The 23,372-nt window shown below is 61.8% G+C and carries 23 protein-coding genes and 1 tRNA gene; 10 read left to right on the top strand and 14 right to left on the bottom strand.

Annotated features, from left to right (window positions below; translation table 11 throughout):
- Positions 1–521: 521 nt before the first annotated feature.
- Entirely contained in the window at positions 522–890 is a 369-nt protein-coding gene (locus B2V21_RS13425) for a c-type cytochrome (RefSeq protein WP_286917102.1), read from the bottom strand.
- 125 nt (positions 891–1,015) lie between these two features.
- On the opposite strand from B2V21_RS13425, the gene ampC reads away from it, so the two are divergent.
- Both ampC and B2V21_RS13415 read left to right on the top strand, forming a co-directional pair.
- Positions 1,016–2,164 carry a class C beta-lactamase gene (gene ampC, locus B2V21_RS13420; protein ID WP_286917101.1) on the top strand — a complete coding sequence of 383 codons (1,149 nt, stop codon included), beginning with the start codon at positions 1,016–1,018 and terminating at the stop codon, positions 2,162–2,164.
- 71 nt (positions 2,165–2,235) lie between these two features.
- Positions 2,236–2,796, top strand: a complete 561-nt coding sequence (locus B2V21_RS13415; protein ID WP_049862504.1) for a hypothetical protein — start codon at positions 2,236–2,238, stop codon at positions 2,794–2,796.
- A gap of 243 nt (positions 2,797–3,039) precedes the next feature.
- Here B2V21_RS13415 and B2V21_RS13410 read toward each other — a convergent pair whose 3' ends face one another.
- The 8 genes from B2V21_RS13410 to B2V21_RS13375 all read right to left on the bottom strand — a co-directional run bounded on the left by B2V21_RS13410 (position 3,040) and on the right by B2V21_RS13375 (position 11,779).
- On the bottom strand, positions 3,040–4,332 hold the full coding sequence (locus B2V21_RS13410; RefSeq protein ID WP_090359932.1) for a sensor histidine kinase: 1,293 nt from the start codon (positions 4,330–4,332) through the stop codon (positions 3,040–3,042).
- Between the two features lie 144 nt (positions 4,333–4,476).
- Positions 4,477–4,553, bottom strand: a tRNA-Val gene (locus tag B2V21_RS13405).
- A gap of 104 nt (positions 4,554–4,657) precedes the next feature.
- Entirely contained in the window at positions 4,658–5,326 is a 669-nt protein-coding gene (locus tag B2V21_RS13400; RefSeq protein WP_049862503.1) for a UPF0149 family protein, read from the bottom strand.
- Between the two features lie 79 nt (positions 5,327–5,405).
- Positions 5,406–6,392: an asparaginase gene (locus tag B2V21_RS13395; protein WP_286917100.1), complete on the bottom strand. Its 987-nt coding sequence runs from the start codon at positions 6,390–6,392 to the stop codon at positions 5,406–5,408.
- Positions 6,393–6,405: 13 nt separating this feature from the next.
- Positions 6,406–7,596 (bottom strand): hypothetical protein, encoded by a 1,191-nt coding sequence (locus tag B2V21_RS13390; RefSeq protein WP_056844277.1) that lies wholly within the window; start codon positions 7,594–7,596, stop codon positions 6,406–6,408.
- A 12-nt stretch (positions 7,597–7,608) separates the two neighbouring features.
- Positions 7,609–8,502 (bottom strand): nitrilase family protein, encoded by an 894-nt coding sequence (locus tag B2V21_RS13385; protein ID WP_049862500.1) that lies wholly within the window; start codon positions 8,500–8,502, stop codon positions 7,609–7,611.
- Positions 8,503–8,648: 146 nt separating this feature from the next.
- On the bottom strand, positions 8,649–10,589 hold the full coding sequence (locus tag B2V21_RS13380; RefSeq protein WP_286917099.1) for a flavin monoamine oxidase family protein: 1,941 nt from the start codon (positions 10,587–10,589) through the stop codon (positions 8,649–8,651).
- Between the two features lie 206 nt (positions 10,590–10,795).
- A complete protein-coding gene (locus tag B2V21_RS13375) occupies positions 10,796–11,779 on the bottom strand; it encodes a 2-hydroxyacid dehydrogenase (protein WP_286917098.1) in 984 nt (327 codons plus the stop codon).
- 198 nt (positions 11,780–11,977) lie between these two features.
- On the opposite strand from B2V21_RS13375, the gene B2V21_RS13370 reads away from it, so the two are divergent.
- Both B2V21_RS13370 and B2V21_RS13365 read left to right on the top strand, forming a co-directional pair.
- Positions 11,978–12,859 carry an alpha/beta hydrolase gene (locus B2V21_RS13370; protein WP_049862497.1) on the top strand — a complete coding sequence of 294 codons (882 nt, stop codon included), beginning with the start codon at positions 11,978–11,980 and terminating at the stop codon, positions 12,857–12,859.
- A 104-nt stretch (positions 12,860–12,963) separates the two neighbouring features.
- A complete protein-coding gene (locus B2V21_RS13365) occupies positions 12,964–13,875 on the top strand; it encodes a formate/nitrite transporter family protein (RefSeq protein WP_049862496.1) in 912 nt (303 codons plus the stop codon).
- Positions 13,876–13,887: 12 nt separating this feature from the next.
- Here B2V21_RS13365 and B2V21_RS13360 read toward each other — a convergent pair whose 3' ends face one another.
- Entirely contained in the window at positions 13,888–14,967 is a 1,080-nt protein-coding gene (locus B2V21_RS13360; RefSeq protein WP_286917097.1) for an MBL fold metallo-hydrolase, read from the bottom strand.
- Positions 14,968–15,154: 187 nt separating this feature from the next.
- Here B2V21_RS13360 and B2V21_RS13355 point away from each other — a divergent pair, with 187 nt between their 5' ends.
- From B2V21_RS13355 to B2V21_RS13340, 4 genes are all read left to right on the top strand, one after another.
- A complete protein-coding gene (locus B2V21_RS13355; protein ID WP_286917096.1) occupies positions 15,155–17,284 on the top strand; it encodes a putative bifunctional diguanylate cyclase/phosphodiesterase in 2,130 nt (709 codons plus the stop codon).
- Between the two features lie 112 nt (positions 17,285–17,396).
- Positions 17,397–18,584, top strand: a complete 1,188-nt coding sequence (locus B2V21_RS13350; RefSeq protein ID WP_286917095.1) for a GAF domain-containing sensor histidine kinase — start codon at positions 17,397–17,399, stop codon at positions 18,582–18,584.
- Between the two features lie 98 nt (positions 18,585–18,682).
- Complete coding sequence (locus B2V21_RS13345; RefSeq protein WP_049862492.1) at positions 18,683–19,084, top strand: YidH family protein; 402 nt, start codon at positions 18,683–18,685, stop codon at positions 19,082–19,084.
- The gene (locus B2V21_RS13340; protein ID WP_056844269.1) at positions 19,081–19,410 is read left to right on the top strand and encodes a DUF202 domain-containing protein; all 330 of its coding nucleotides are present in this window, start codon (positions 19,081–19,083) and stop codon (positions 19,408–19,410) included. Before B2V21_RS13345 ends, B2V21_RS13340 begins: the two co-directional genes overlap by 4 nt.
- A gap of 20 nt (positions 19,411–19,430) precedes the next feature.
- Here the strand turns inward: B2V21_RS13340 and B2V21_RS13335 are convergent, their stop codons facing one another.
- Entirely contained in the window at positions 19,431–20,066 is a 636-nt protein-coding gene (locus B2V21_RS13335; protein WP_082223741.1) for a DUF998 domain-containing protein, read from the bottom strand.
- A gap of 119 nt (positions 20,067–20,185) precedes the next feature.
- On the opposite strand from B2V21_RS13335, the gene B2V21_RS13330 reads away from it, so the two are divergent.
- On the top strand, positions 20,186–20,599 hold the full coding sequence (locus B2V21_RS13330) for a GNAT family N-acetyltransferase (RefSeq protein WP_286917094.1): 414 nt from the start codon (positions 20,186–20,188) through the stop codon (positions 20,597–20,599).
- Between the two features lie 10 nt (positions 20,600–20,609).
- Here B2V21_RS13330 and B2V21_RS13325 read toward each other — a convergent pair whose 3' ends face one another.
- Complete coding sequence (locus tag B2V21_RS13325) at positions 20,610–21,587, bottom strand: YihY/virulence factor BrkB family protein (RefSeq protein ID WP_286917093.1); 978 nt, start codon at positions 21,585–21,587, stop codon at positions 20,610–20,612.
- A 237-nt stretch (positions 21,588–21,824) separates the two neighbouring features.
- Positions 21,825–22,016 carry a CsbD family protein gene (locus B2V21_RS13320; RefSeq protein ID WP_049862489.1) on the bottom strand — a complete coding sequence of 64 codons (192 nt, stop codon included), beginning with the start codon at positions 22,014–22,016 and terminating at the stop codon, positions 21,825–21,827.
- Positions 22,017–22,231: 215 nt separating this feature from the next.
- Between B2V21_RS13320 and B2V21_RS13315 the strand changes: the two genes are divergently transcribed.
- Positions 22,232–22,612: a hypothetical protein gene (locus tag B2V21_RS13315; RefSeq protein ID WP_049862488.1), complete on the top strand. Its 381-nt coding sequence runs from the start codon at positions 22,232–22,234 to the stop codon at positions 22,610–22,612.
- 21 nt (positions 22,613–22,633) lie between these two features.
- Here B2V21_RS13315 and B2V21_RS13310 read toward each other — a convergent pair.
- The coding region (locus B2V21_RS13310) for a CvfB family protein (protein ID WP_286917092.1) at positions 22,634–23,372 on the bottom strand (739 nt) is incomplete at its 5' end.

Here is a 23,372-nt window from a genome sequence, read left to right as displayed (position 1 = left end):
ATATTCTGTCAAGCGTTTATTTTGAAGTTTTTTGAGAATCTCGAACAACTTCAACCGCTTGCGCTTTCGATTGCTCGTCAGCGGGAGGCGCATATTACAAGATTTTGCAGGGGAGTCAACAGCCCTCGGGAAGTTTTTTACGACTGTGGATCAATTGACCATTTGGCGCCTCAAGGTCCTGGCGGGACCAGCTCGCACTCAGGTCGACTCGACTCCAACTGGCACAGGTGCTGCCGTTTTGGGTCGCCCATGGGCAGTTCACGGTACGAGGCCGGCCCCTTGCGCCAGGGATCCGGCGTATTCATTCCATTGTGCGGGTACTGGCCGCTCGGTGCACAGGCCACAAGACACAACGTTGCCACCCCGATCAATACTGTCACCTTCGCCATTCAGTCCTCCGTGATGGAAGCGCTCAATGATACGAAGACGGGCCAGACTGCCAAGGGTGGGGTTTCATACTCAACTGTAGGATGCCGCCTAAATGTCAGTCCCCTGCCCAATCCCACCGCGTGGCACCTGTCCTACGGATTACTCTTGAGGTACTCGAGCAGGTCAGCCATTTTCTGGTCATTGCCAAACCACCACAGGCGCATCTTGGTGCCGGGCACCACATCGCTGGGTGCCTCGACGAAGGCTGCGATCTTCTCGGGAGTCCAGACAATGCCCGAGTTCTTCATTTCGGCTGAATAGCTGTAGTCGTTCGTGCTTCCCGCGGGACGGCCGATCACTCCGTTGAGTTGCGGGCCGAAGGCGGCCTGGGCTCCTCGGCCAACCTTGTGGCAGCCACCACAGTTTTTTTCGAATGTCGCCTGACCGGCCACAGCGTCGCCTGCGGCGTGGGCGTACAACGGAGCCAGCAGTGCCAGAAGCATGCAGGTTGTTGATTTCATGATTCCTCGCGGCGTTTTCACAGACGCCCCATCATAGCGGCTGGCACGGGAAAGCGAGATGCCGGGATAATAGAGCATCTAGACAGAGACAATCAGTACCGATCAAAACGACAAAGGAGTCATTCATGGGCAGATCCCGCACACTCATGACCGTTGGATGCCTGGTGGCATTCGCGACGGCGTGGACGGGGACAAGCGTCCAGGCTGCCCCATCCGCAGTCGAAACCCTGGTCAAGGCTCGGGCCGAGTCCCTGATGAGTCAGTACAACATCGCCGGCATGGCGATCGCGGTGACCGATGGGCGTCAACAGATGTTCTTCAACTATGGACTGGCTTCACGAGAGGCACGGACACCTGTCACTGCAGACACATTGTTCGAGCTGGGCTCGATCAGCAAGACCTTCACTGCCGCCTTGGCCGCCTATGCGCAGGTCAATGGCAAGCTGTCATTGAGCGATCATCCTGGCCAATATCTGCCAGCGTTGCGCGGCACACCGCTGGATCAGGTGACGCTGGCTGATCTGGGCACTCACAGTGCTGGCGGATTCCCTTTGCAACTGCCGGATGACATCCAGAACGATGCGCAACTGATGACGTACTTTCGCGACTGGCGACCCAGCTATGCGCCGGGTACCCAGCGCAGCTATGCGAACCCCAGCATCGGCCTGCTCGGACTGATCGCTGCCAAAAGCATGAATGTTTCCTTCGCCCAGGCCGTGCACGACACACTGCTTCCTGGCCTAGGCCTTGCCCATACCTATCTGGATGTACCAGCCGCCCAATTGCCGCTGTATGCCCAGGGTTACGACAAGAATGATCAGCCCGTACGGCTAAATCCTGCGGTGCTGGCCGATGAAGCCTATGGATTCAAGTCCAGTGCACGAGACATGCTTCACTACCTGCAGGCACAGATGGGTACGGTGACGGTTCCGGCGAAACTTCGTGAAGCGCTGAAGGCCACGCAGCAGGGCTACTTCAGGGTAGGCGGCATGACGCAGGGACTGATCTGGGAACAATACGGCTATCCGGTCGCGCTCGACACCCTGGTGCAAGGCAACTCCAACGCAGTGGCTTTGACCACCCAGCCTACAAGTCCGCTGCAGCCGCTTGACGAGGTATGGATCAACAAGACGGGAGCCACCAACGGGTTTGGCGGGTATGTGGCGTTCGTACCGTCGAAGAGAATCGGAGTGGTCGTGCTGGCCAACAAGAATTACCCGAACGAAGCACGGGTCAGGTTCGCTCACGAGCTGGTGCAGGCGCTGGACAAGTAAGGTTCACACGCGTTCTCAAGCCAATGGGTCTGGAGTAGGATCCCACTCCTGACCCTATTGGAGTTTCGTCAATGCGCCGCACCTGCCTGTTTCTCGCTTTAACGCTGGGCCTGGCCAATGTGGCCTGGGCCGCCAAGCCGGCACCGAGCGCGCCGAAGACACAGACCGTCAAGACGCTTGATGGCAAATTCATGTTTACCCTGCCAGCTGGCTATACCGTCAACCCGCTGCCCCCTGCGGATCCGAAAAGCGATGCGGCGGGCGCCAAGGGGATGATGTACATGAATGACAGTGAGAAACGTGTAGTAGTGACCACCGAACTGCCCATTCCCAAGGGTGGGCATGCCGCCGACAACGACGATGAATTTCTGACCGGCGCCACCGCGGGCTTCATCGAGCAGCAGGCAAGCGCACTGCCTGATTTCAAGAAAACGGCCGAAAAGCGCATCACCTTGCGCAAGCTGGGTGTGGAGCAGATAGACAGCACTGCGACCATGGGTGGCGGTGCAACCATGACCACCACCTTTGTGGCCGGATCAGGCCAGACCATGTCGGTCGTCCAGGTGATTTCCCGTGCCAGCGATGCGAGTGGTCACGCCGCCATGGTCAAGCGGATCGTGGCAGGCAAGTAACCTGATCTGCCATCGCGGCAGACAAGTCCTGCCGCGATGTGAGAGAAAAACTGCGCCCAACAAAAACCCCGCCGAAGCGGGTTTTTTGTCTAGCCATTCCAACATCCTGTCAGCAGCTTCCTTGCAATGGCCGGTCGTCCCTGACCCTGAGTCGTATCCTTCGTCTCAGTTAGTGAGGCTAGAATACTGCTGTGGTGAAGATCGCAATAGAGGCGATTGTAGCCACCGCGTGTAAGCGATTGGCTATACCGTTTCCGTGCGACGCAGCCAGAGGGTGACTGTGGTGCCCTCGCCCGCTCGGCTTTCGATCCGTGCGATGCCATCGGCACTCAAGGCAAAGCCGTATACCTGCGACAAACCCAGCCCCGTGCCCTGCCCTGAGCCCTTGGTGGTATAGAAGGGTTCGAAAACCTGAGCCAGTACGTCTTCAGGGATGCCTGGTCCGTCGTCGGCAACGCTCAGGCAAAGGTAGTCACCATCGGTCAGCTGCGCGTCGCCGCGGACCGCTCGCAGACAGGTTGCAACTCGAATCTGTCCGGCACCGCGCAGGGCATCGCGGGCATTCACCAGCAGGTTGAGCAAGGCGGCGTCCAGTTGATGGGCGTCGCACATCACTGCCTGGGCGGGCGCCTGCAGATCCAGCAGCACCTGGGTAGTGGCGCCCAGCGCGCGGCCGAACAGATCGCTGTTGTGCTCGATCCGCTCGTCGAGCTTCACCGCGTGCACGCTGGGCTCTTCGCGACGGGCAAAAGCGAGCAGGTGGTGGATCAGTTGGGCGCCCTGCCGCACGGCCTGCAAACCGATCTCGGTGAGGCGCTCGACTTCCACGGGCTTGCGTGCCTTGATACGGGTCATTTGCAGGCTGGCACTGACCGCTTGCAGCAGATTGTTGAAGTCGTGGGCGATGCCGGCGGTGAGCTGACCCAACGAGGATATGCGTTGGGCATGTCGCAAGGTCGACAGGGTTTGCTGCTGCTCACCCAGCACATTGTCCAACTGACGGGACAGGGCAAGGGTTTGTTTCTCGCGCTCTTCATTGAGCAGGCGCAGCTCCAGTTGTGCTGCGGTCTGCCTTGCCAAGGCCTGCAGGGCATTGCACTGCGACACCTCCAGCGTGCGCGGCACGGTGTCGATGACGCAGACGGTGCCCAGTGCCGAGCCCTGGCGCGTGATGATCGGCGCGCCGGCATAGAAACGAATGTAGGGCGGGCCCAAGACGAGCGGGCTCTCCTTGAAGCGCGGGTCGAGATGGGTGTCCGGCACTATCATCACGGCATCGGGCGCCAGAATGGCATGGGCGCAGAACGCCAGGTCGCGGTGGGTCTGGGAAACGTCGAGCCCTACACAGGCCTTGAACCACTGACGCTCGCGGTCCACCAGCGACACCAGGCCAATGGGCGTTGCGCACAGCTGCGTTGCCAATTGGACGATATCGTCGAAACCAGGCTCCGGAGGACTGTCCAGCACACTCAGATGCTCGAGCGCAGCCAGACGTTCGGACTCGTCGATAGGCGATGGGGCCGGGCTGTGAGTCATGCAATGGGCCAAGTCGAGGAAATGATCGGAATAATGCGCGCCACAGGCCATTGGGGCAAGTGCGTGCAAGCCTATTGCGCGTAAACGAAAAAGGGCGACCCTTTCGGATCGCCCTTCTGCACCGCCCAGCAGAGCGGATTTGTTTGGTAGGCGCGATTGGACTCGAACCAACGACCCCCACCATGTCAAGGTGGTGCTCTAACCAACTGAGCTACGTGCCTGCTGTGGCGCGCAATTCTACGGATTGACGCGCCGCTGTCAACGGCAATTTGCCGCCAATGGTAAAAAAATCACCCACTTGCAATCGGTGCGCAGTGTTCGATCCTCAATGCAGGCAGCACTGCTTGAATTTCTTGCCACTGCCGCACGGGCAGGGATCGTTGCGCCCGGCTTTAGTTTCGGCGATGACCGGGGTGTTGCTCGGACGACGCTCGAACCAATACTGGTGCAGACGGATCGCGGCCATCTGGATCATTTCCATGGCTTCTTCGGCATCCAGCTCTTCGCCCGAACCGTCGCGTTTGAGCAGGTCGACGCCCTGTGTGTGCAAGGTGATCAGCGCGAGCAGGTCTTGTTCCTGGTCGGGCATATCAAGCCAGCTGCCGCCCACCACGACACCGCGCTCGTAGCCGTAGCACCAGTCCTCGACGCTGACGACTTCCTCATCGTCGAACAGATTGAAGATCGGCGCGAAGTTTTCGAAGTCTTCCTCCAACAGCATGGCCAGTTGGTTCATGTGCTGGATGAGCAGATCGAAGAATTTCTGGAACTGCTTGTCGTCCTTGAAGACCGGCAGTTGGTCGGGACCACCCCACAGCGCTGCGTACCAGTCGTCGAAGGCGATCGCCTGTGGACCTGAAACGATGGCCGCAAAGAAACCGTCGAGCTCGGAAATGCTGCCGACCGATGTTTCGCTGGCGTATTGCCCCAGCACCTCTTCCACGTAATCCAGTTGTTCGTCGGTCAGCGCGTCGTTGCTGATGTTGTAGGCCATGGTCTGCTCGATCGGGTCATCAAAAGAATGCTCGCATTGTAGCCGCCAGCGTCGACGATGTCCCCGGATCTGCCGCGGCCTAGTCGCCCAAGTGAGCGAGATAGGCTTGCAGGGCGCCCTGCTGGCCGCTGCCGAGCAGGGTCCAAAGCAGGATCCTGCACTTGCGTGGGCAGAGAAAGCTGCCCATGACTGCACCCTTGGCTTGCAGATCGATTTCGCCGCCGACAAAGCCGTAGCTGCCACTGGCGGTGGGACCCTGGCCGGTGCGGGTAGCGACTATCACCGGCAGGTGCTGGGCAATGGCCTGCAAGCAGGTGGCCCAGCGCTGCGAAACATGACCAGCGCCAAAGCCGGCAATGACCAGGCCTTGATACCCGACGTCGACGACCCTGTCGAGCAAGAGGGTGTCTGCATCCAACGCTGCTTCCAGAAGCAACACGCTGTGATCGGTTCGAGTGGGATACGGCACACAGTGGCGAGCCGGGGGTGGAGCGGCGTAATGCACCTGGTTTTCGACCATCAGTCCAACCGGGCCGAAGGGCGACGAGGCGAAGGCATCCATTGCCAAGGCGGCGACCTTGCGTACTCGCGATGCGGCGTGCACTTGATCGTTGATCACCACCAGCACGCCACGACCACGACTGCGTTCAGCCAGCGCCACTTGCCCTGCGGCGAGGAGGTTGGCCGGGCCGTCGGCACCGCAGTGGGATGCCGCGCGCATGGCGCCGGTCAGGACCAGGGGTTCATCCAGATCCCAGAGCAGGTCGAGAAAGAATGCGGCCTCCTCCAAGGTGTCGGTACCCTGGCTGATGACCACGCCCACCGAACCGGCGGCGATGCAGCCGCGTGCCCAATCCAGGGCATCGAGCAACGCCTGGAAGCTCAGGGAGGCGCTGGGCAACAGGTTCAGCGTGTGCACCTGAATCTCGGCCAGAGACGTGAGTTGCGGCAGCAGATCCACCATGCCCTGCCCGCTCAGGCTGGGCTGAACACCTGCACCAGTGGGCTGGGCCTGCATGCTGATAGTGCCGCCCAGGGCACCTACGGACAGTTTGGGTAGAGCCATGGGCGGTTCTCCGTTAAAGGTTGGGACTGCCGATGATCAGGCCGATCAGTGGCAGGATGAGCAAGGTGCTGATGGCCATGGACAGCACGTTACCGATGTAGCCATGCATATAGGACGGTAACCGCTGACTGATGGCGACGGCCAGTGGCGGCGCCAGCAATGCGCCCAGTGCGGCACTGAGGATGATCACCGGCAGGCTGCCACCATGGACCAGAATCGCGGCGGGGGCTACCGAGACCACGGGTATGTAGGTCGGGTACCAGCCGCGGGCTATCCATTGATGACGCCAGATGAGCACGCCCAGTGCCGAGGCGAGGGTTTGCGCCGCCAACAACTGCAACAGCCAGCCGGAACCGTAGAACGGGCTGGCCGGATTGAGCATCAGGGCCAGCAGCGCGCCCAGCACCAACCCCAGGCTGGCCCACTCGTTGCCGAAGAACGGCGCCTCGGAGAAGTCGGCAAGGATGCGCCGCAAGGTCCAGCGCACCCCGTAGTCCGGGGTCGCGGCCACCACCGGTGGCGCTGTCGAGGGCGTCGCATCGGGCTTCACCAGGGCCGGGAAGCGTTTGCACAGCAGAAAGCCGATGACGCTGCCCACTGCCATGCCCGTGACATTGCCGATCACCACCGGCAAGGCCAGCGGGGTGCACACGTACTTGACGATCAACAGGCAGGCTGGCGTGATCAGCACGGCGCCCATGACAGCTCCAGTGAGCGCCACACGCCAGCCACGGCCGAACAGCAGTACGGTGGCCGCCGGCATGGAAACGAAGGCGACGAAGGTTGGCTGCCAGGTATCGGCCGACAGCGTCCAGCCCCAGAGCAGGTTGCCCAGGCCCAGACCCAGCAGCGAACTGGTCACCACCCATGGCCACAGGCCGGTGCCGTAGCAGATTGCGAAACCCTGCCAGCGTTTGCCGGTGCGATTGGCCCACCAGCCCAGCCCGGCGCCGGCGAGCAAGCCGATGGAGGCGAACTCGTGTTTGTAGAACGCCACTTCGCTGATATCGCCGACTATCCAGCGCCACCAGGCCGCCGGATGGTGGAGGTTAGCCATCATGTCGCCATAGCCGGGCCACAGCGCATCGACAGCCAGCAGCTTGCCGCTGATCACGGTCAGCGTGATCGCCAGAGACAGCACCAGCAAACCTGTCAGAGTCCCGCTGGATGCGCGCGTTGGTGTGTCGTGCAGAGAGGTATCCATGGACAGTCCTCCTCAGCGCGGCAATGCAGCATGGCGGTCATAGCCCAGCATAGAGCCGTATAGGTCGACCCGGCGGTCGCGTGGAAGATCATTGAGGCTGTTCCAGATCGGTGCGCTGCGTGCCGAGACCAGGTCGATGTCGGCAAAGAGGATAGTTTCCTCTTCGGCGCCGGCCACTTCGCTGAGCGGCCAACCGTTGGTGCCGGCTATCAACGAGCAGCCGAGGAAGCGATCGCCGCGGTCGGTGCCGATGCGGTTGGCGGCGGCGATGAAGGTGTTGTTGACGTGGGCGGCGGTGATGGTCAGGTAAGACGCCATGCATTTGCCGGTTTCATCGAACAGCGGCGGTGGCGTCCAGACCCAGTTGTTCAGGCTGCAGATGATGTCGGCTCCTTGCAGGCTGAGCAGACGTGGTACTTCCGGGAACCAGACGTCCCAGCAGATCATCAGGCCGATGCGCCCGATGGGCGTCTCGAACACCGGAAAGCCGAGGTCACCGGGACTGAACCAGAGCTTTTCCAGGTTCCACAGATGCGCCTTGCGGTACTTGCCGATGAAACCATCGGGGCCGACCAACACGGCGCAGTCGTAGAGCTTGTGACCGTCACGCTCTGCCAGGCCGGCGGCAAGGTAGACCGAGTGTTCGCGCGCAAACTCGATCCAGGCCTGAGCACTGGGTCCTTCAGGCACTGTCTCGGCCAACGCGAACGCTTCTTCGCGGTTGCGGAAGGCGTAGCCGGTGTTGGCCAATTCGGGCAGCACGATCAACTGGGCACCTTCGGCCACGGCGCGCTGGGCCAGATGCAGGCTATGGGAGAGGTTGAACGTGCGGTGGTCGACACCGCATTGCGGATCGAACTGAACGACAGCGACCCGCACGGGGCTGATAGCGGAAGCAGAGGACATGGAGGCACCTTTTTGTTGTTTTTGGATTGCCTCCGCATAGAAACGCATTCGTCTGGGTTAAAAAACAGGACGATTCCCAAGCTGGTGTAGGAGTAATCCTGCCAACCGTACAAAGTCGTTCAATACGCCTACGGACTCGATCGGGTTCAGGACTCAGTGCCATACCGAGGGTAATGGGACAGATCGAATCCGCCGTTGAACGCTACACCTTGGTTGGCGCAGAGGTTGATCACCGCATCGACGGCCCCGCGCATGGCCGGCTCGGTCCAGCCGGCGTCGACCGAAAAGGACTCACCCGCCAGGTACAGCCCAGATCGAGCACTGTAGTCGCGGTTGTAGCTCATCAGGCCGACTGCATCCTGGTAGGCCCCGGCGCGGTAGAGCTTGGCGCAGCCCAGGGCATTGCGGTCCGTGACCCAGCGCTGCACGCACGCGTTGGCGGTGTCGATGAACGGAGAAATACGTGAACCGACATTACTGCAGCGCAGCAGGATGCGGTCCAGCTCGCGAATGCACTTGTCGACCAGCTCGGCATCGCTGAAAGCCGCCAGCTTGGTCGCATCGTCCTCCCAGGTGTAGCTGAGCAGGATGCAGTCGTAGGCATAGTTGTCGTTGTAGCGGTAAGCATAGACGTCGTGTACGAAACTGTCGGTGACGAGGATCTGCGGGATGTCACGATGGGCCGACAGAAAGGTTTTCTTCAGCGGGGCGTAGACTTTACAGCTGGTTTCCCAATGCGCGGTCTTGTAGGCATTGATGGTGGCCTGGGGGAGCATGGCCGAGGTGAAGCCTTCCACCTGGATTCGTGTTTCGAGGATCCAGGAGGGCACCGTGACGATGACCGAATCGAACTGCTCCGTCATTTGCCGGCTGGCCAGTGCGTCGCTCTGATGCCAGCGGTAGCCCACTTCGATGCTGCCATCGGCCAGTCGGGTGAGGCGGTTCACGGGGCTGTCGGTGATCAGCCCGGCAGGCTGCTGGCGCAATCGCTCGTAAGGCGAGCGAGCGCCTTCTTCCAGAGGCATGAACATCAGGCACTCATCCAGCGCGGCCAGACCCAGGTAGCGCGGTGTAGCGAACGTCACGCCCTTGGAGTCGGTCACGGCTTGCTCGCCTTGGAAAGGAGCTGGTAGCGGGTTGCCTTGGCCATCGACGCGGCCATGCACCAGTTGCAGGTGACTGCTGAAGCCGAAGATCGCAGTGCGCAGCGGGTACAGGCTGCAGACGTCGTAGAAGGCGCCCCAACTGCCGTCGCCTATGCCGATGGCGTAGAAAATCGAAGACTCGTCGGCCGACATGCCCAGCCCGCCGAAGTCTCCGGGGTTGCCGGGATCCCAGGCGGTGATGGCGGCAGAACGGACCAGCTCGCGGAATGGCACATGCTGGTAGCGCGTGACGATGGCAGACCACAGGGTCGGCCATGCTTGGCTGCCGAACACGGCGGCAACCTGCGTTGCCATCCGCTCGGCGAACAGTTTCCATTTTTGGTAGACAGCCTGCAACGCGGCGGTGGGCGGTGGCGTGTTGCCCTCTGGATTGTTCCAGACCAGCAACCGGGGTTCGCCCTCCCCTGCCAGTTGGCCTTCGCGCAGATAAACACCGGTGGAGCGCACGAAGGGCGTGCCGGGATTCGGGAAGTCCGAGGTTTTGAGGTCGTACAGCCCAGCGTAGTACGCCATCAATGAGCGGCCTTGCGCGGGCGCCTCGCCACTGCGATTGAAAAAGGGCATGCGCATCGCGCCCATTTCGAAAGGCGTGGAGGACGCTGTGGATTGCGGACCGTCCGGGTGCACGGTCAGATGACGTCCGCCGAGACGGCGCGACTGCTCGATCAAGGTGATGCGTTCGAAGCCGCAGCGCAGCAACTCACGGGCTGCCACCAGGCCTGCGACGCCCGCGCCGATGATGCAGATGCGGTGTTGTGCGTTACCGCCGTGAGCAATGCCGTCGGTTTGCTCGAGCAGACGACGGTAGTCGAAACACAGATCCGGAGGGTTGGGAAAACGAGCGGCCCAAGGCAGGCTGGCGGCGGTTTGCAAGGTGGCCGCGATGTCGGCGGGATGGTTGTGGGATGAGCCAATGGTCATAAACGACAGTCCTTGTCGGTCAGCTTGAGGAGGCGTCAGTGTGCGAAGCCGTGGTGCGTCCAGGCAGAGGGATTGGGGGGCTGCGGTGTAGGAAGGATTTGGGGCGTATGTGGGAAGCAGGTGCGGTGGTTCAGGGAGATTGCGGTGTGGCCGAACGCGGCTCGCGCCGCTGCTACAGGGGGCCGGGTGTGTCGCCGCGTCGGGTGTTAGACGGGACGGGGGTTTGTAACGACGTTCTGGAGGGGCTGGCCTTGGTGCAGGCGGTTGATGTTGGCGGCGATGAAGGCGTAGCGGCGTTCGAAGAGGCCCTGGGTCCAGCCGGAGGCGTGGGGCGTGCAGTAGGCATTGGACAGGTCTTCGAAGCGGTGGTGAGCGGGTGCGACCGGGTCGGTGTCGCCGCTGGGGTAGCGGTACCAGACATCCAGGTAGGCCTTGGCGATGAGGTGGTCGCGCAGCGCGTGGTACAACGCATCCTCATCGACCACGGCGGCGCGGGCGATGTTGATCAGCACGGCATCAGGGCGCATCGCAGCGAATTGGGCGACCGCGAAGGAACCACGGGTACGCTCGTCCAACGGGCAGGTCAGAATGACGAAATCGGCACGGGGCAGCACCTGGTCAAGTTCGGCGGGTGTGTACGCTTCATCCATGGGGCCGTCCACTCGTCCACCCTCGGCGCGTGCGGAAATGGCGATGACGTGCAGGCCGAATGCCTGGGCTCGGCTGGCAACGGCGTGGCCGATGCGGCCGAAGCCGACGATGACCACGGTCTTGCCGAACAGCTCGCCGCGAGGTTGGCGTTTCAGGTAGGCGTGCGTCCATTGCTCGGTACTGAAGCGAGCTCGCAGGGCCGCCAGTTCGACCTGATGTTCGAGCATGCAGGCCAAGGCGTATTCGGCCATGGGAATTTCATGCTCGAACACATTGCAGACGGTTGCGCCAACGGGCAGCGCGGTGAAATCGATGCCATCCAGCCCGGCACCGGGCACGTGCAGCAAACGAAAGGCCGGAGCCGGGCTACGCCGCTGGAAACGCATCGAGACCACTACGTCGGCACCTTCGATCTGATCGTCCCAGGCGTCCGATTCGTGGGCCTCGCGGGGCAGCGCGACGAACTGCGTCGGGAAATCCAGGGCTGCGGAGAGCGCCTCGCGATGTGTTGCGGCCTCCCCCACCATCACGATTTTCATGTGTTGTCCTTTTTATTGAAACGCCGCCTGCGACGGCGGCGCGATCATCGGTAGTCGATGGACAGTAGAAGATCGTCCTGCCGATGGCAACCGGGTGGCTGCCTACGCCAGCGCTGACACCACTTGAAACCAATTCGCGAGGGAACAGCGTCGGGCCCGTTCAGGTCCAGTGCAGAGACCCGCTTGGAGTTTGCATGCATGGCAACACCTACCACCGCGCCCCGTCGCCGGCGCTGGCTTCCCTTTCTGCTGCTGGCGCTGGCGATCGGTGTCGGCCTGCCCTACGGTTGTTCGCAACTGGCCTACAAAGAGCGGCAGTTATTGTTCAACATCGAGCCAGGCACGGCCAGCTGGTACGCAGGCTTGCCTTCGGGCGTCACCGAATTGCAGATTCCAGTGGAGAAGGCCCTGAGCAGTACCCAGTACTTGCATGCCTGGTGGTGGCCGGCGCCGCGCGCCGATGCACCGGCGGTGCTATACCTGCACGGTACACGCTGGAACCTGACCGCACAGGTGCGCCGCATCAGCCAGCTGCGCGAGCTGGGTTTCTCGGTGCTGGCCATCGATTACCGCGGATTCGGCGAAAGCCCCGGCGATCTGCCATCCGAGCGCACCGTGTACCAGGACGCCCAGGCTGCCTGGCAGCGCCTGGTGCAGTTGCAGCCCAAAGCCGAGCGACGCTTCATCTATGGTCATTCGCTGGGCGGCGCGATCGCGGTGGATCTGGCAGAGCATCTGGCCGAGGGCAGTGAGCCGAAAGCAGCCGGACTGATCGTGGAGTCGACCTTCACCGACCTGGCTGCTGCAGCAGCGGCGGTGGCCAACACTTCGCTGCCGGTGCGCTGGATCATGTCGGAGAAATTCGATTCCATCGACAAGATCGGTGATATCAAGATTCCGGTGCTGATCGTTCATGGCCTGGACGACCGTTATGTGCCGCCGCGTTTCAGCCAGGAACTGTTCGATGCCGCGGCCGAACCCAAGCGGTTGCTGCTGGTGCCCGGCGGTACGCATAACAACAGCATGACCCTGGGCAGCCAGGCGTATGCCAAGGCGCTGCGCGAGGTATTCGGCCTGTAGCCGATGTCTGGCGGGCGGTGACGCAACTTATTCAGTGCCTTGAAGGTCTGTGCTGTGGCAGCCGTGCACCCGGCACGCGCGCCACCGCATTCGCAGGAATCTCCATGGAAAAGCACGAACCCCGCCTTGATGCCCCTGAAGAAGACGGCAAGACGCCTGGCCTGTCGGCCGACGAAAAAGAAGAGGTCCATGAGAACCAGCCGCCCCGCGCGGCGGTGTTGCATGAAACCATCCGCATACAGGGCGACCATGAACTGGAGCGTACCGTAGCCGCCCTGTTCTGGTCGGCCCTGGCCGCCGGCCTGACCATGGGCCTGTCGCTGATGGCCATGGGACTGTTCAACTCCCGTCTGCCCGCAGGCGAGGCCAGCAAGGTCATCTCCAGCCTGGGTTACTCGGCCGGCTTTCTTGCAGTGATTCTTGCACGCCAGCAACTGTTCACCGAGAACACCCTGACCGCCGTATTGCCGGTCATGAGCAAGCCGAGCCCAGGCAATTTCGGACGGCTGTTCAAACTCTGGGGCGTGGTACTGGGCGGTAACCTGATGGGGACCTTGCTGGTGTCCTACGTCATGCTGCATTTGCCGATCTTCGATACCAAGACCGACGAGGCCTTTCTCGAAATTGGGCGCAAGGTCATGGAAAACGACCTGTCGCAGATGTTTTCCAAGGGCATCATCTCCGGTTGGATGATCGCCACCATGGTCTGGATGATCCCGTCGCAGGAAAGCGCGAAGATGTGGATCATCATCCTCGTCACTTACCTGATGGCCCTGGGCGATTTCACCCACATCGTGGTGGGCTCGGCAGAGGTGTCCTACCTGGTGTGGGCTGGCGAGCTGGACTGGAAGGCCTTCTGGCTCGATTTCGCGGCACCGACCCTGGCAGGCAACATCATCGGCGGCAGCTTCATCTTCGCCCTGATCGCCCATGCGCAGATCAGAAGCGAAAGCGGTCTGCCACCCAAGGATGGCGGCAAGGGCAAGTCACGCAAGGAACCCAACGCCGACGTCTGATGCCTTGACCAGTCAAGGTGTGACTGCGGAAGCCGGGGAATCGACTTGCTCCCACCAGTGCTCGCCGAGTCGAGGCTGACGCAGATCGATGCGCTCTCCCATGCGCGGCGTGCTCAACGGCACGCCCTTGGCCTGGGCCAGCGCGCTGATGCGGTCGAAGGGTTCGTGCCAGTCATGGATCGAAAGGTCGAAGGTGCCGTTGTGCACCGGCAGCAGGGTCTTGCCGCGTACATCCAGGTGCGCCTGCAGCGTTTCTTCGGGCTGCATGTGCACGTTCGGCCAGGCGACATTGTAGGCGCCGGTTTCCATCAGGGTCAGGTCGAACGGGCCGAAACGCTCGCCGATCTGTTTGAAACCTGGGAAATAACCGGTATCGCCGCTGAAGAACAGACGAAAGTCCTTGTCGATGATCACCCACGACGCCCACAGCGTGCTGTTGCTGTCGAACAGGCTACGGCCCGAGAAATGCTGCGCGGGCGTCGCCACCAGACGCAAGCCGCCGACCTGGGTTTCTTGCCACCAGTCCAGTTGACGAACCTTGCTGGCCGGTACGCCCCACTCGAGCAATCGGTCACCTACGCCCAAGGTGGTCAGGAAATACTCGCTCTTGCCGGCCAGCGCCTTGATCGCGTGTTCGTCCAGATGGTCGTAGTGGTCGTGGGACAGGATGACCGCCTTGATCGGCGGCAGGTCGGCAATGCTGATCGGTGGTTGGTGAAAGCGTAGAGGACCGGCCCACTGTACCGGGGAGGCTCGTTCTGAAAACACCGGATCGGTCAGCAGAAACTCCCCACCCATCTTCAGCAGCACGGTGGAGTGCCCCAACCGCCAGAGGCTGTAGTCCGGCGCCGCCAGCAGTTGGTCGCGCCACAGTTGCTCCACCGGCAGCGGCGCCTGCGGGCGGGTGCCGGGTGGCTTGCTCAGCAGCAGGTACTTGATGCCGATGCGCAGTTTCTTCATGAAGCCGTCCTTGGGCAGGACCACCTGATTGCGATACTGGCCGTCCTCGCGCAACGAGGCGGGCAATTCTTCGGCATTGGGCGAAAACGACGTCATAAGTGCAAGCACTCCGAAAAGCAGTGGAATTTTCATGCAGCCCTCGGGTTGAAAGGTGCGTGCTACAGCATACGCTTTCGGCCTGACGTGCGAAGTGAGAGTTCCGGCCCGATCGGTGGGGCGGATTCCGGTGACCGGCGCCTGGTCGTTCGAGGGGAACCATGGCCCGAAGTCACACGTCCAGATGGGACCCGGAAATATCTGTTCGCAGGGACCGCTGCCCATGAATGCTGTTGATGCCGCCAATGCCTCACGCTACTCACGCCACACACGGGTTCTGGTGCTGGCGTTCGTTCTGCCCATCCTTGCCTGTGTGCTGATCATCGGCGGTGCCGTACTCGGTATTCCCACTGCGTCGGAGCCTGCCAATGGCTTATCGGCCCAGACAACTGCAACCCAGTCTGCCAGCGTGGAGCGAGACCTGGGCGAAAACAGTGGCCGGCCCGTGATCTCGCTCGACGATGCCGGCGCCGGCTTGCCCGTGCAGGCCTCGCCACCGGGTGGCGAACCCTGGTGGTCCATGTCGCTGCCGACGCTTGCTGCGCTGCTGCTGGCCGTGCTGATCTTTTCCGGTGCACTGTTGCGCAAGACCTTGCGCAGCTTGCGTGACATCGATCAGGACCATGCTCGGTTGCAGCACGAAAACGAGGCCCTGCGGTGCAGCGATGAGCGACTGCGCGCGTTGGCCGACGCCTCTTCGGACTGGATATGGGAAACCGACGCGTTTTTGCGTGTCAGCTACCTTTCCTCGAGCTTCACCACCGCAACCGGTTTGGCGCGGGATGTGTGGCTGGGCCAGCCGGTCGAGCTGCTATTGCAGTGCGAAACCCTTCCGGCTGGCCAGTGGCTGCAGCAACTGGGTGACGGCTCGTCAGGTGTCGGGCATCTGCGCTGCAGCTATCGCGACAGCATCGGCCAGACCCGCCACTGCCGCATCGTCGCCTGCCCTATCGTGCATGATGGGCAGATTGCAGGCTACCGCGGCACGGTGCTCGACATCACCGATCAGGTCGGCGCCCAGGCTCAGCTCGCTCATCGCTCGACCCACGATGCGGTGACGGGGCTGGGAGACGAGCATGCCCTGACGCGGTTTCTCGATCAGACCCTGGCCGATCGTCTTCGTCCTGTGCCCTTGACCCTGTTGCTGCTGGACCTGACCGGTTTCGAGCAGCTGGGCGAAACCTTGGGGCAACCTGCGCTCGACTGCATCCTGCGTACGGTCGCCGGTCGTCTTCGCGACAGCACACGTAGCAATGATCTGGTGACCCGTCTGCGGGATGGGCAATTCATGATCGTGCTCGCCAGCATCGACGTGATGATCGAGATCGAGCGTTTCTGCCAGCGCCTGATCGATAATATACAAAGGCCCATCGTGCACGGCGTGAAGCAATTGCAGGTGGGGGTGAACATCGGCGTGGTCCATGATCATCCCAGCCGGGGAGACGCCCGCGAGTGGATCGGTTGCGCTCAGCTCGCCTTAGGCGAAGCACAGGCGCAAGGCCCCGGCTACTGGCAGCATTTCGCGCCTGCGCTGGACCGCCAGCAGCACCTTCGGCAGTTGGAAACCGATCTGCGCTCCGCCCTTCAGCATGACCAATTGCTGCTGCACTTCCAGCCACGGTACAGCGCCGACGGTGATCGGGTGATTGCCGTCGAGGCACTGCTGCGCTGGCAGCACCCGGTCGAAGGAATGCTCACCTGCGACGCGTTTCTGCCTCTGGCCGAGCGCAGCGACCTGATCGTGCCCATCGAGCGCTGGCTGCTACGCGAAGCGTGCGCGGCGGCGCGGCACTGGCCGCAGTCGATTGCGGTGTCGGTGAGCCTGGCGCCAGCGTATTTCAGCCGCAGCGACGTCGCCCGCGATGTGCGCGATGCGTTGACCGACAGCCGCCTGCCGGCCAATCGCTTGCAGTTGCAAGTTGCCGAGCAGGTCATGCTGGGTTGTGCCGACGGCGCGATGGGAGCCCTTACGGCCTTGAAGGAATCGGGGGTGGGTTTGATACTCGACGAATTCGGCAGCGGTTATTGTTCGTTGGGGTATTTGCGCATTTACCCATTCGATGCCGTGAAGATCGACCCACGCTTCGTCGCCGGTCTAGTGAGCAATCCACAGGATCGCGGGCTGGTGCGAGGCATCATCGACCTGGGTCGAGCCATGGGCGCAAGGGTAATCGGTGCAGGCGTCGGCACTGACCAACAGCTGCGGGCCTTGCAGGACGACCGCTGTGCGGAAGTCCAAGGCCTTTACCTCGGTGAGGCCATGGAGACGGCAGCATTGACACCGCTGCTTCAGCAACAGACCGACTTGCGCAGGTCACGACAAGGGCATCAAGCAGGTTTGCACGCCCGCTGATCGACAGGCTGTCCAACATTTTTTTACAGGCCCCGAACGCCTCGTTAGAATCGGGGCATCCCCGGACACGACCGTCAATGGTCCCGGCCTGCGCAACCACAGTGGACACCTCATGGGCACGACTGCAGCAGCCGACATAGCCACCATCGCGCGCATCGACGCGGTCCCTTCCATATTGCAGGTCATCTGCGAAACCACAGGCTTGCGCTTCGCCGCCGTTGCCCGTGTGACCGAAAATGCCTGGACCACCTGCGCGGTGCTCGACAATATCGGGTTGGGCCTGGAAGTCGGCGACGGGCTGGACGTGACCACGACCTTGTGTCAAGAGATCCGCACCAGCCATCAGACCGTGATCATCGACAAGGTCAGCGAAGACGAGGTGTATTGCAACCACCCCACGCCGCGCCTCTATCGTTTCGAAAGCTACATTGCCACGCCCGTCTTCCGGGCCGACGGCAGCTTCTTCGGCACGATCTGTGCGCTCGATCCGCGGCCCACCCGCCTCAGGGGCACCAGTATCGAGGCGATGATGGCGTCGTTCGCGCGCTTGCTGTCGCTGCAGATGGAGAACGAGGAGCGGCACCAGCGCACGGCCACTGCGCTGCTGGAGGAGCGGGAAATGGCCGACCTGCGCGACCAGTTCATCGCGGTGCTGGGCCATGACCTGCGTAATCCTTTGTTCGCGATCAACGCTGGCGCCGAGCTGTTGCAGCGACGGGTCGCCGATGAGCGCAGCGTGGGCATCGTCAAGCATATCCAGACCAGTGCACGCCGCGCCTCGCAACTGATCGAGGACGTTCTGGACTTCGCTCGCGGACGATTGGGCGCCGGTATCGTGGTCGACCTGCAACCCGATGCCGACCTCACGCGCAGCCTGGAACATGTGGTCTCGGAGCTGCAGCGCATCCACCCCGAGCGGGTCATCTCGATGGATGTCGACGATTTGCAGGGCGTGCTGTGCGACAAGGAGCGCATTGGCCAGTTGCTCTCGAACCTGGTGTCCAACGCCATCATTCACGGTGCGCCGGACAGCGATGTGCGCGTCAGCGGTCGTCTGTCCAATCAGGAGTTCACGCTGGCGGTGCATAACCAGGGGCCGGCGATCGCCGAAAACGTGCGAGCGCAACTGTTCAAGCCATTCGCTCGGCCCAGCGTGCGCAGTCCGCGCGGCGGCCTTGGGCTGGGCTTGTACATCGCCTACCAGATTGCATTGGCCCACGACGGCCGACTCGAAGTCAGCTCCAGCGATGAAGGCGGTACCGAATTCGTCTTCCACCTGCCCGTGGTCACCGCCGCCTGAGCCCGTTGCCGTTCGAGCGCCTGCGCGGATGAAAGTGCACGGCCCGACGGGCGACGGTGGTAGCATCGCCCTACTTCCACACCCTGCCTGGCAACCACATGGCGAGACCTGACCCCGGGATCCCCCCTCAGCACGGCGAGCGAAGCGCGCGACAGCTGCGCCTGCTCAAAGGCGGCAGCGAGCCCGACCCCCGCTTCACTCTGGCCAACGAACGCACCTTTCTGGCCTGGATCCGTACGGCATTGGCGCTGATGGCCGGTGGCATCGCCGTCGAGGCGTTCACCGCGGACGTCTTCGCGCCGGAGTTTCGCAAGACGCTGGCGGTCATCCTGCTGCTGTTGGGCATGCTGCTCAGTGCCAGCGCGAGCCTGCGCTGGCTGAACGTGGAGCGGGCCATGCGGCACAAGCAACCGCTGCCCATCCCGCTGCTGGTGCCGCTGCTGTCGATTGGCGGTGCCCTGGTCACGGCCGCCTTGATTGCCTTTGTGGTATTGCGATGAGCCTGCCTCAGGCAGGCCATCAGGATGAAGGCCTGCAGCCCGAACGCACCTTGCTGGCCTGGGGACGCACGCTGCTGGCAATGCTGGTGGCGAGCCTGTTCTTTCTGCGCTGGATGCCCCACCACGGCCGTTTTGCCGGGGCCCTGATTGCCCTGACGCTGATGGCGGCGCTGGCGATCTGGATGAGCCAGCGCCGCCGTTACCGCTGCCGTGTCGAAGGGATCAGTCGTGCATGCTTTCCGGCCGACGTGACCGGGGTGCTCGGCCTGGGCAGCATGGTCACACTGATCGGCGCTGCGGCCATCTGGATCACCTTGATGACCTGAGTCATGATGACCTGAGCCGTTCAGAGCTGCCCGCTGCGGTCGTCCTTGAACAGCGCCCAGGCCAGCCCGGCGATCCACAACAGCGAGGCAAAGTAATTGACCCGCTGGAATAGCCCGAAACCACGACCCACGTCCATGGCAGCTGCCATCCACGGCAGGCAGCCCAGAGCGAACAGGCTGCACACCAGGGACAGCCAGACAAGCCCCTTGCGGCCTTCGCGGCGTGCCACGAAAATCCACAATGCACTGGCCAGCAACAAGCTCGCGGACATGATCACGCTGGCGATGGTGTGCAGGTTCTGCTGCATCGACGGGTATTCCAGCGAACAGCCGTTATCACAGGAAAAGTAGCCGGCAGCCAGGCTGGCAAGACCGTGCACAATGACCAGCGAAGCGCTCAGACGCGCCAGCCGCAGATGGGCATGACGCATGTACAGGCCAATGCCGAACGCGATCAACAACACACCCAGCGGGAAGTGAGCGAGCCAGGGCCAGAGCGCGTGGGTGGGCGCATCGATGGCGCCCAGCAAGCCCATGGCCTGATTGACATGGCTGTACCCCGGATACAGGCTGCCGGCCACGATAAGCGCGATGGCCAGCCAAAGGGGCGTGATCAGGCCGGCCAGATAGAGTGGATTGCGAATCGGCTGCTGCACAGCGCATCTCCGTCATAAAAAAGAGGCCCGGACCTTACTACAGCGTCAGTGTCGTCACGAAGCAATTTTTCCCGCGATTGGGCAAACCCGACACTTTGGTAACAGCAGGACACATTTGCGTGGAATTCATCGAATTACTGCCCCAGGCAAGACCGCTGCTGGACAAGTTCTACAAGCTGCAACGAAGTCGCATGCGCAGTGTGGGCAATGCGCGCTGGTGGGTGGCACGCGACAGTGAGATCATCGCGGGGGCGAACTTCATGCCGATATCCGGCGGTCATTGGCTGACCGGGCTTCACGTGGCAATCGAGCATCGCAACAAGGGCTACGGCCGAGGTCTGCTCAATGGGGCTCAAGCCTCGCTGGGTGGACCGGTATGGTTGTTCTGCGCACCTGAGCTGCACGATTACTATCGACGAGCTGGCTTTGAGAAGGCTGTCACGCTGCCATCCGAGTTGGCCCAACGCCTGGAACGCTACAGGGCCAGCAAGGACTTGCTGGCCCTGGTGAGGGCCGAGGCGGCCATCGCCTGACAGCGTCGACTCAGGGTTGCGGGCGAGGAACCACTGTGGACGGTATGGCAGCTTCCGGGCGCAAGTCCTTTTCACCACTGGGCTGGGTGGCCGTCTGGTCCACCGCCGGAGCCTGTTCGTCCGGGTCCTTGGCGCCCTTGTCCTTGCCCTCGGCCGACATGTGTTCGATCACCGCATTCATCTCGGCGCCCAGCAACAGCACGGCCGAAGAGATATAGAAATACAGGAGCAACACAATGATCGCGCCGATGCTGCCGTACATGGCGTTGTAGTCAGCGAAGGTCTTCACGTAATAGGCAAAGCCCAGCGAGGCGACGATCCAGACCACCACCGCGAGCATCGAGCCTGGCGTGATGAAACGGAATTCCTGCTTCACGTCAGGCATCACATAGTAGATCACTGCCACGGCGATCATCAGCAGGATAACGATCAGCGGCCAGCGCAGGATAGTCCACAGGGTGACGATGAAGTCTTCCATGCCGATCTGCCCGGCCAGCCACTGCATGACCTGCGGACCGGTGACCATCAGGGCCGCCACGCACAACAGCATGCCGGCCAAGCCGATGGTGTAGAAAATCGAGAGCGGAATGCGCTTCCAGGCCGGACGCTCCTCGACCACATCGTAGGCGGCGTTCATGGCGCTCATGGTCAGGCGCACACCTGCCGAGGCGGTCCACAGCGCAACCACGATACCGATGGAAAGCAAGCCGCCCTTGGACTGCTGCAACTGGTCGATGACCGGATTGACCTGTTCCAGCGCCTGGGGCGGCAGGACCAGATCGGCTTGCAGGCGCATCCAGGTGAAGAAATCGGGTAAATGCAGGAAACCGATCAGGGCGATCAGGAACAGCAGAAAGGGGAACAGGGAAAACAGCATCTGGTAAGCCAGCGCCGAAGCATAGGTCGGCATTTCGTCGTCGACGAATTCCTTGACTGTGCGAACCATGACCTTCATGAAAGGCAGGTTATGCATGTGGGGAAATAACATAGCGTCTCCTTGCGCCACTCAACCTTCGAATACGCCGCCTGGGTGGGTGCAGAACATGATTGGATCAGGCAACTGCAGCAAGGCGTGTTGCGGCCCGGCAGCTCAGAGCCGGCTTTCTACCGCAAAGCCGCAGGAAAAACGACAGTCAGAGTATGTACGTCCGTGTCTGCCCAATAGCACAACGGCCATCGATAGATGACCGTTGGTAAACCTCATTCAAGCAGAGAACACTCTACTTCAGGGTTTTTTCACAGTGTCTTTGACGGCGTTTTTCACGTCGCCTTCGACTTGCTGTGCTTCGCCTTTCTTCTCTTGAACTGCGCCTTTGACCTGCAGTTCTTCGTTACCGGTGACCTTGCCGACGCCTTGCTTGATGTTACCAACGGCTTCGTTGGCCACGCCTTTGATCTTGTCTGAAGTGCCGCTCATGATAAGTCTCCTGGTCATTTAGGAATGTCTTGTCTCGACACAAGAATTGACCGACGTCGGGTCGCCAGAGTTTCAAATTATTTTGCGCGGCAAAAGACGCCGCGGTCATCTGGCAGACACCGGCGGTTGGTCGGAGCTTTATGTTCCAGCGATTTGCCCGCAGAATGCCGGTCGGATTCGGTCAGTGCCGAAGCGTCATACCAGTAGGAATTTTCATGAAACTCGACAAACCCCAAGCCATCGCCCGTCGCAACAAGGAACTGGGTGGCGCGGTGCTCGGCGTCAACAACTGCCATTTCGCCTTGCTGGACCCAAAGCGCAACATCTGGTGGTTCGACATTCCGGTGGCCCGCCTGCAGATCGGCCAGTACGAATGGATTCACCTGCTGCTGCACACCCCTGCCAGCGATCAGCTGCTGCACGTGAAAGTGACGACCGCCTTCCTGCGCGAGCACATCGAAGGTCTGGTGGTGCGCAACGCCGGCAAGCGCAAGTCGACCGTCAGCCTGGAGCTGAGCGCCGACAAGGATTCGTTTCTCAAGGACGTACGCCCCGCTGGCAGCGGCGTCGGCTTCGCGCCGTTCCTGCAGCCCTGACAGCGGGCTGCGCAACGGGCATCAGACCAGTTCGATGCGGTCGGCGTGGATGACGATCTGGCCGTCCTTGTACAGGGCGCCGATGGCTTTCTTGAAGTTGCCCTTGCTGACGCCGAACAGGTCGCTGATCAGTTGCGGATCGCTCTTGTCGCTGACCGGCAGCGTGCCCTGGTTGGCGCGCAGCTTGTCGAGGATCTGGGCGTTCAGGCTGCTGGCCAGCTGGGCACCGACCGGCTGCAGGCTCAGGGCGATCTTGCCGTCGCTGCGCAGTTCCTTGATGTAGCCCTTCTCCTGCTTGCCCGAGCGCAGGAACTTGAACACTTCGTTCTTGTGGATCAAGCCCCAGTGGGCGTTGTTGATGATGGCCTTGAAACCCATGTCGGTTTCTTCGACCACCAGCAGATCGACTTCCTGACCCACCTGATAGGCCGGCGGCACTTTGTCCAGATAGCGGTCCAGGCGCGCGGTGGCGGTGATGCGGCGGGTGCGCTTGTCCAGGTACACGTGCACGACGCAGTACTCGCCGGCTTTCATCTGGCGTTTTTCTTCGGAAAACGGCAGGAGCAGGTCCTTGGGCAGGCCCCAGTCGAGGAAGACCCCGATGCTGTTGATTTCAACGACCTTGAGACTGGCGAACTCGCCGACCTGCACCTTGGGCTTTTCGGTGGTGGCCAGCAGCTTGTCTTCGCTGTCCAGGTACACGAAGACGTTCAGCCAGTCTTCGTCTTCGCTGGGAATATCCTTGGGGATGTAGCGGTTG

Source organism: Pseudomonas sp. UBA6276 (assembly GCF_002438365.1).
Classification (GTDB): Bacteria; Pseudomonadota; Gammaproteobacteria; order Pseudomonadales; family Pseudomonadaceae; genus Aquipseudomonas; species Aquipseudomonas coleopterorum.
The sequence above is the reverse complement of the archived record's forward strand: the minus strand, read 5'-3'. Positions and strand labels throughout refer to the sequence as shown.

Bases quoted from the DNA above. Each gene is read 5' to 3' on its own strand.
- B2V21_RS13360 (WP_286917097.1), bottom strand. From the start codon at position 14,967: ATGAAAATTCCACTGCTTTTCGGAGTGCTTGCACTTATGACGTCGTTT.
- B2V21_RS13325 (WP_286917093.1), bottom strand. From the start codon at position 21,587: ATGTTATTTCCCCACATGCATAACCTGCCTTTCATGAAGGTCATGGTT.
- B2V21_RS13365 (WP_049862496.1), top strand. From the start codon at position 12,964: ATGGAAAAGCACGAACCCCGCCTTGATGCCCCTGAAGAAGACGGCAAG.
- B2V21_RS13395 (WP_286917100.1), bottom strand. From the start codon at position 6,392: ATGGCTCTACCCAAACTGTCCGTAGGTGCCCTGGGCGGCACTATCAGC.
- B2V21_RS13380 (WP_286917099.1), bottom strand. From the start codon at position 10,589: ATGACCATTGGCTCATCCCACAACCATCCCGCCGACATCGCGGCCACC.
- B2V21_RS13375 (WP_286917098.1), bottom strand. From the start codon at position 11,779: ATGAAAATCGTGATGGTGGGGGAGGCCGCAACACATCGCGAGGCGCTC.
- B2V21_RS13410 (WP_090359932.1), bottom strand. From the start codon at position 4,332: ATGACTCACAGCCCGGCCCCATCGCCTATCGACGAGTCCGAACGTCTG.
- B2V21_RS13350 (WP_286917095.1), top strand. From the start codon at position 17,397: ATGGGCACGACTGCAGCAGCCGACATAGCCACCATCGCGCGCATCGAC.
- B2V21_RS13415 (WP_049862504.1), top strand. From the start codon at position 2,236: ATGCGCCGCACCTGCCTGTTTCTCGCTTTAACGCTGGGCCTGGCCAAT.
- B2V21_RS13385 (WP_049862500.1), bottom strand. From the start codon at position 8,502: ATGTCCTCTGCTTCCGCTATCAGCCCCGTGCGGGTCGCTGTCGTTCAG.
- B2V21_RS13390 (WP_056844277.1), bottom strand. From the start codon at position 7,596: ATGGATACCTCTCTGCACGACACACCAACGCGCGCATCCAGCGGGACT.
- B2V21_RS13345 (WP_049862492.1), top strand. From the start codon at position 18,683: ATGGCGAGACCTGACCCCGGGATCCCCCCTCAGCACGGCGAGCGAAGC.
- B2V21_RS13400 (WP_049862503.1), bottom strand. From the start codon at position 5,326: ATGGCCTACAACATCAGCAACGACGCGCTGACCGACGAACAACTGGAT.
- B2V21_RS13340 (WP_056844269.1), top strand. From the start codon at position 19,081: ATGAGCCTGCCTCAGGCAGGCCATCAGGATGAAGGCCTGCAGCCCGAA.
- B2V21_RS13320 (WP_049862489.1), bottom strand. From the start codon at position 22,016: ATGAGCGGCACTTCAGACAAGATCAAAGGCGTGGCCAACGAAGCCGTT.
- B2V21_RS13315 (WP_049862488.1), top strand. From the start codon at position 22,232: ATGAAACTCGACAAACCCCAAGCCATCGCCCGTCGCAACAAGGAACTG.
- ampC (WP_286917101.1), top strand. From the start codon at position 1,016: ATGGGCAGATCCCGCACACTCATGACCGTTGGATGCCTGGTGGCATTC.
- B2V21_RS13425 (WP_286917102.1), bottom strand. From the start codon at position 890: ATGAAATCAACAACCTGCATGCTTCTGGCACTGCTGGCTCCGTTGTAC.
- B2V21_RS13370 (WP_049862497.1), top strand. From the start codon at position 11,978: ATGGCAACACCTACCACCGCGCCCCGTCGCCGGCGCTGGCTTCCCTTT.
- B2V21_RS13355 (WP_286917096.1), top strand. From the start codon at position 15,155: ATGAATGCTGTTGATGCCGCCAATGCCTCACGCTACTCACGCCACACA.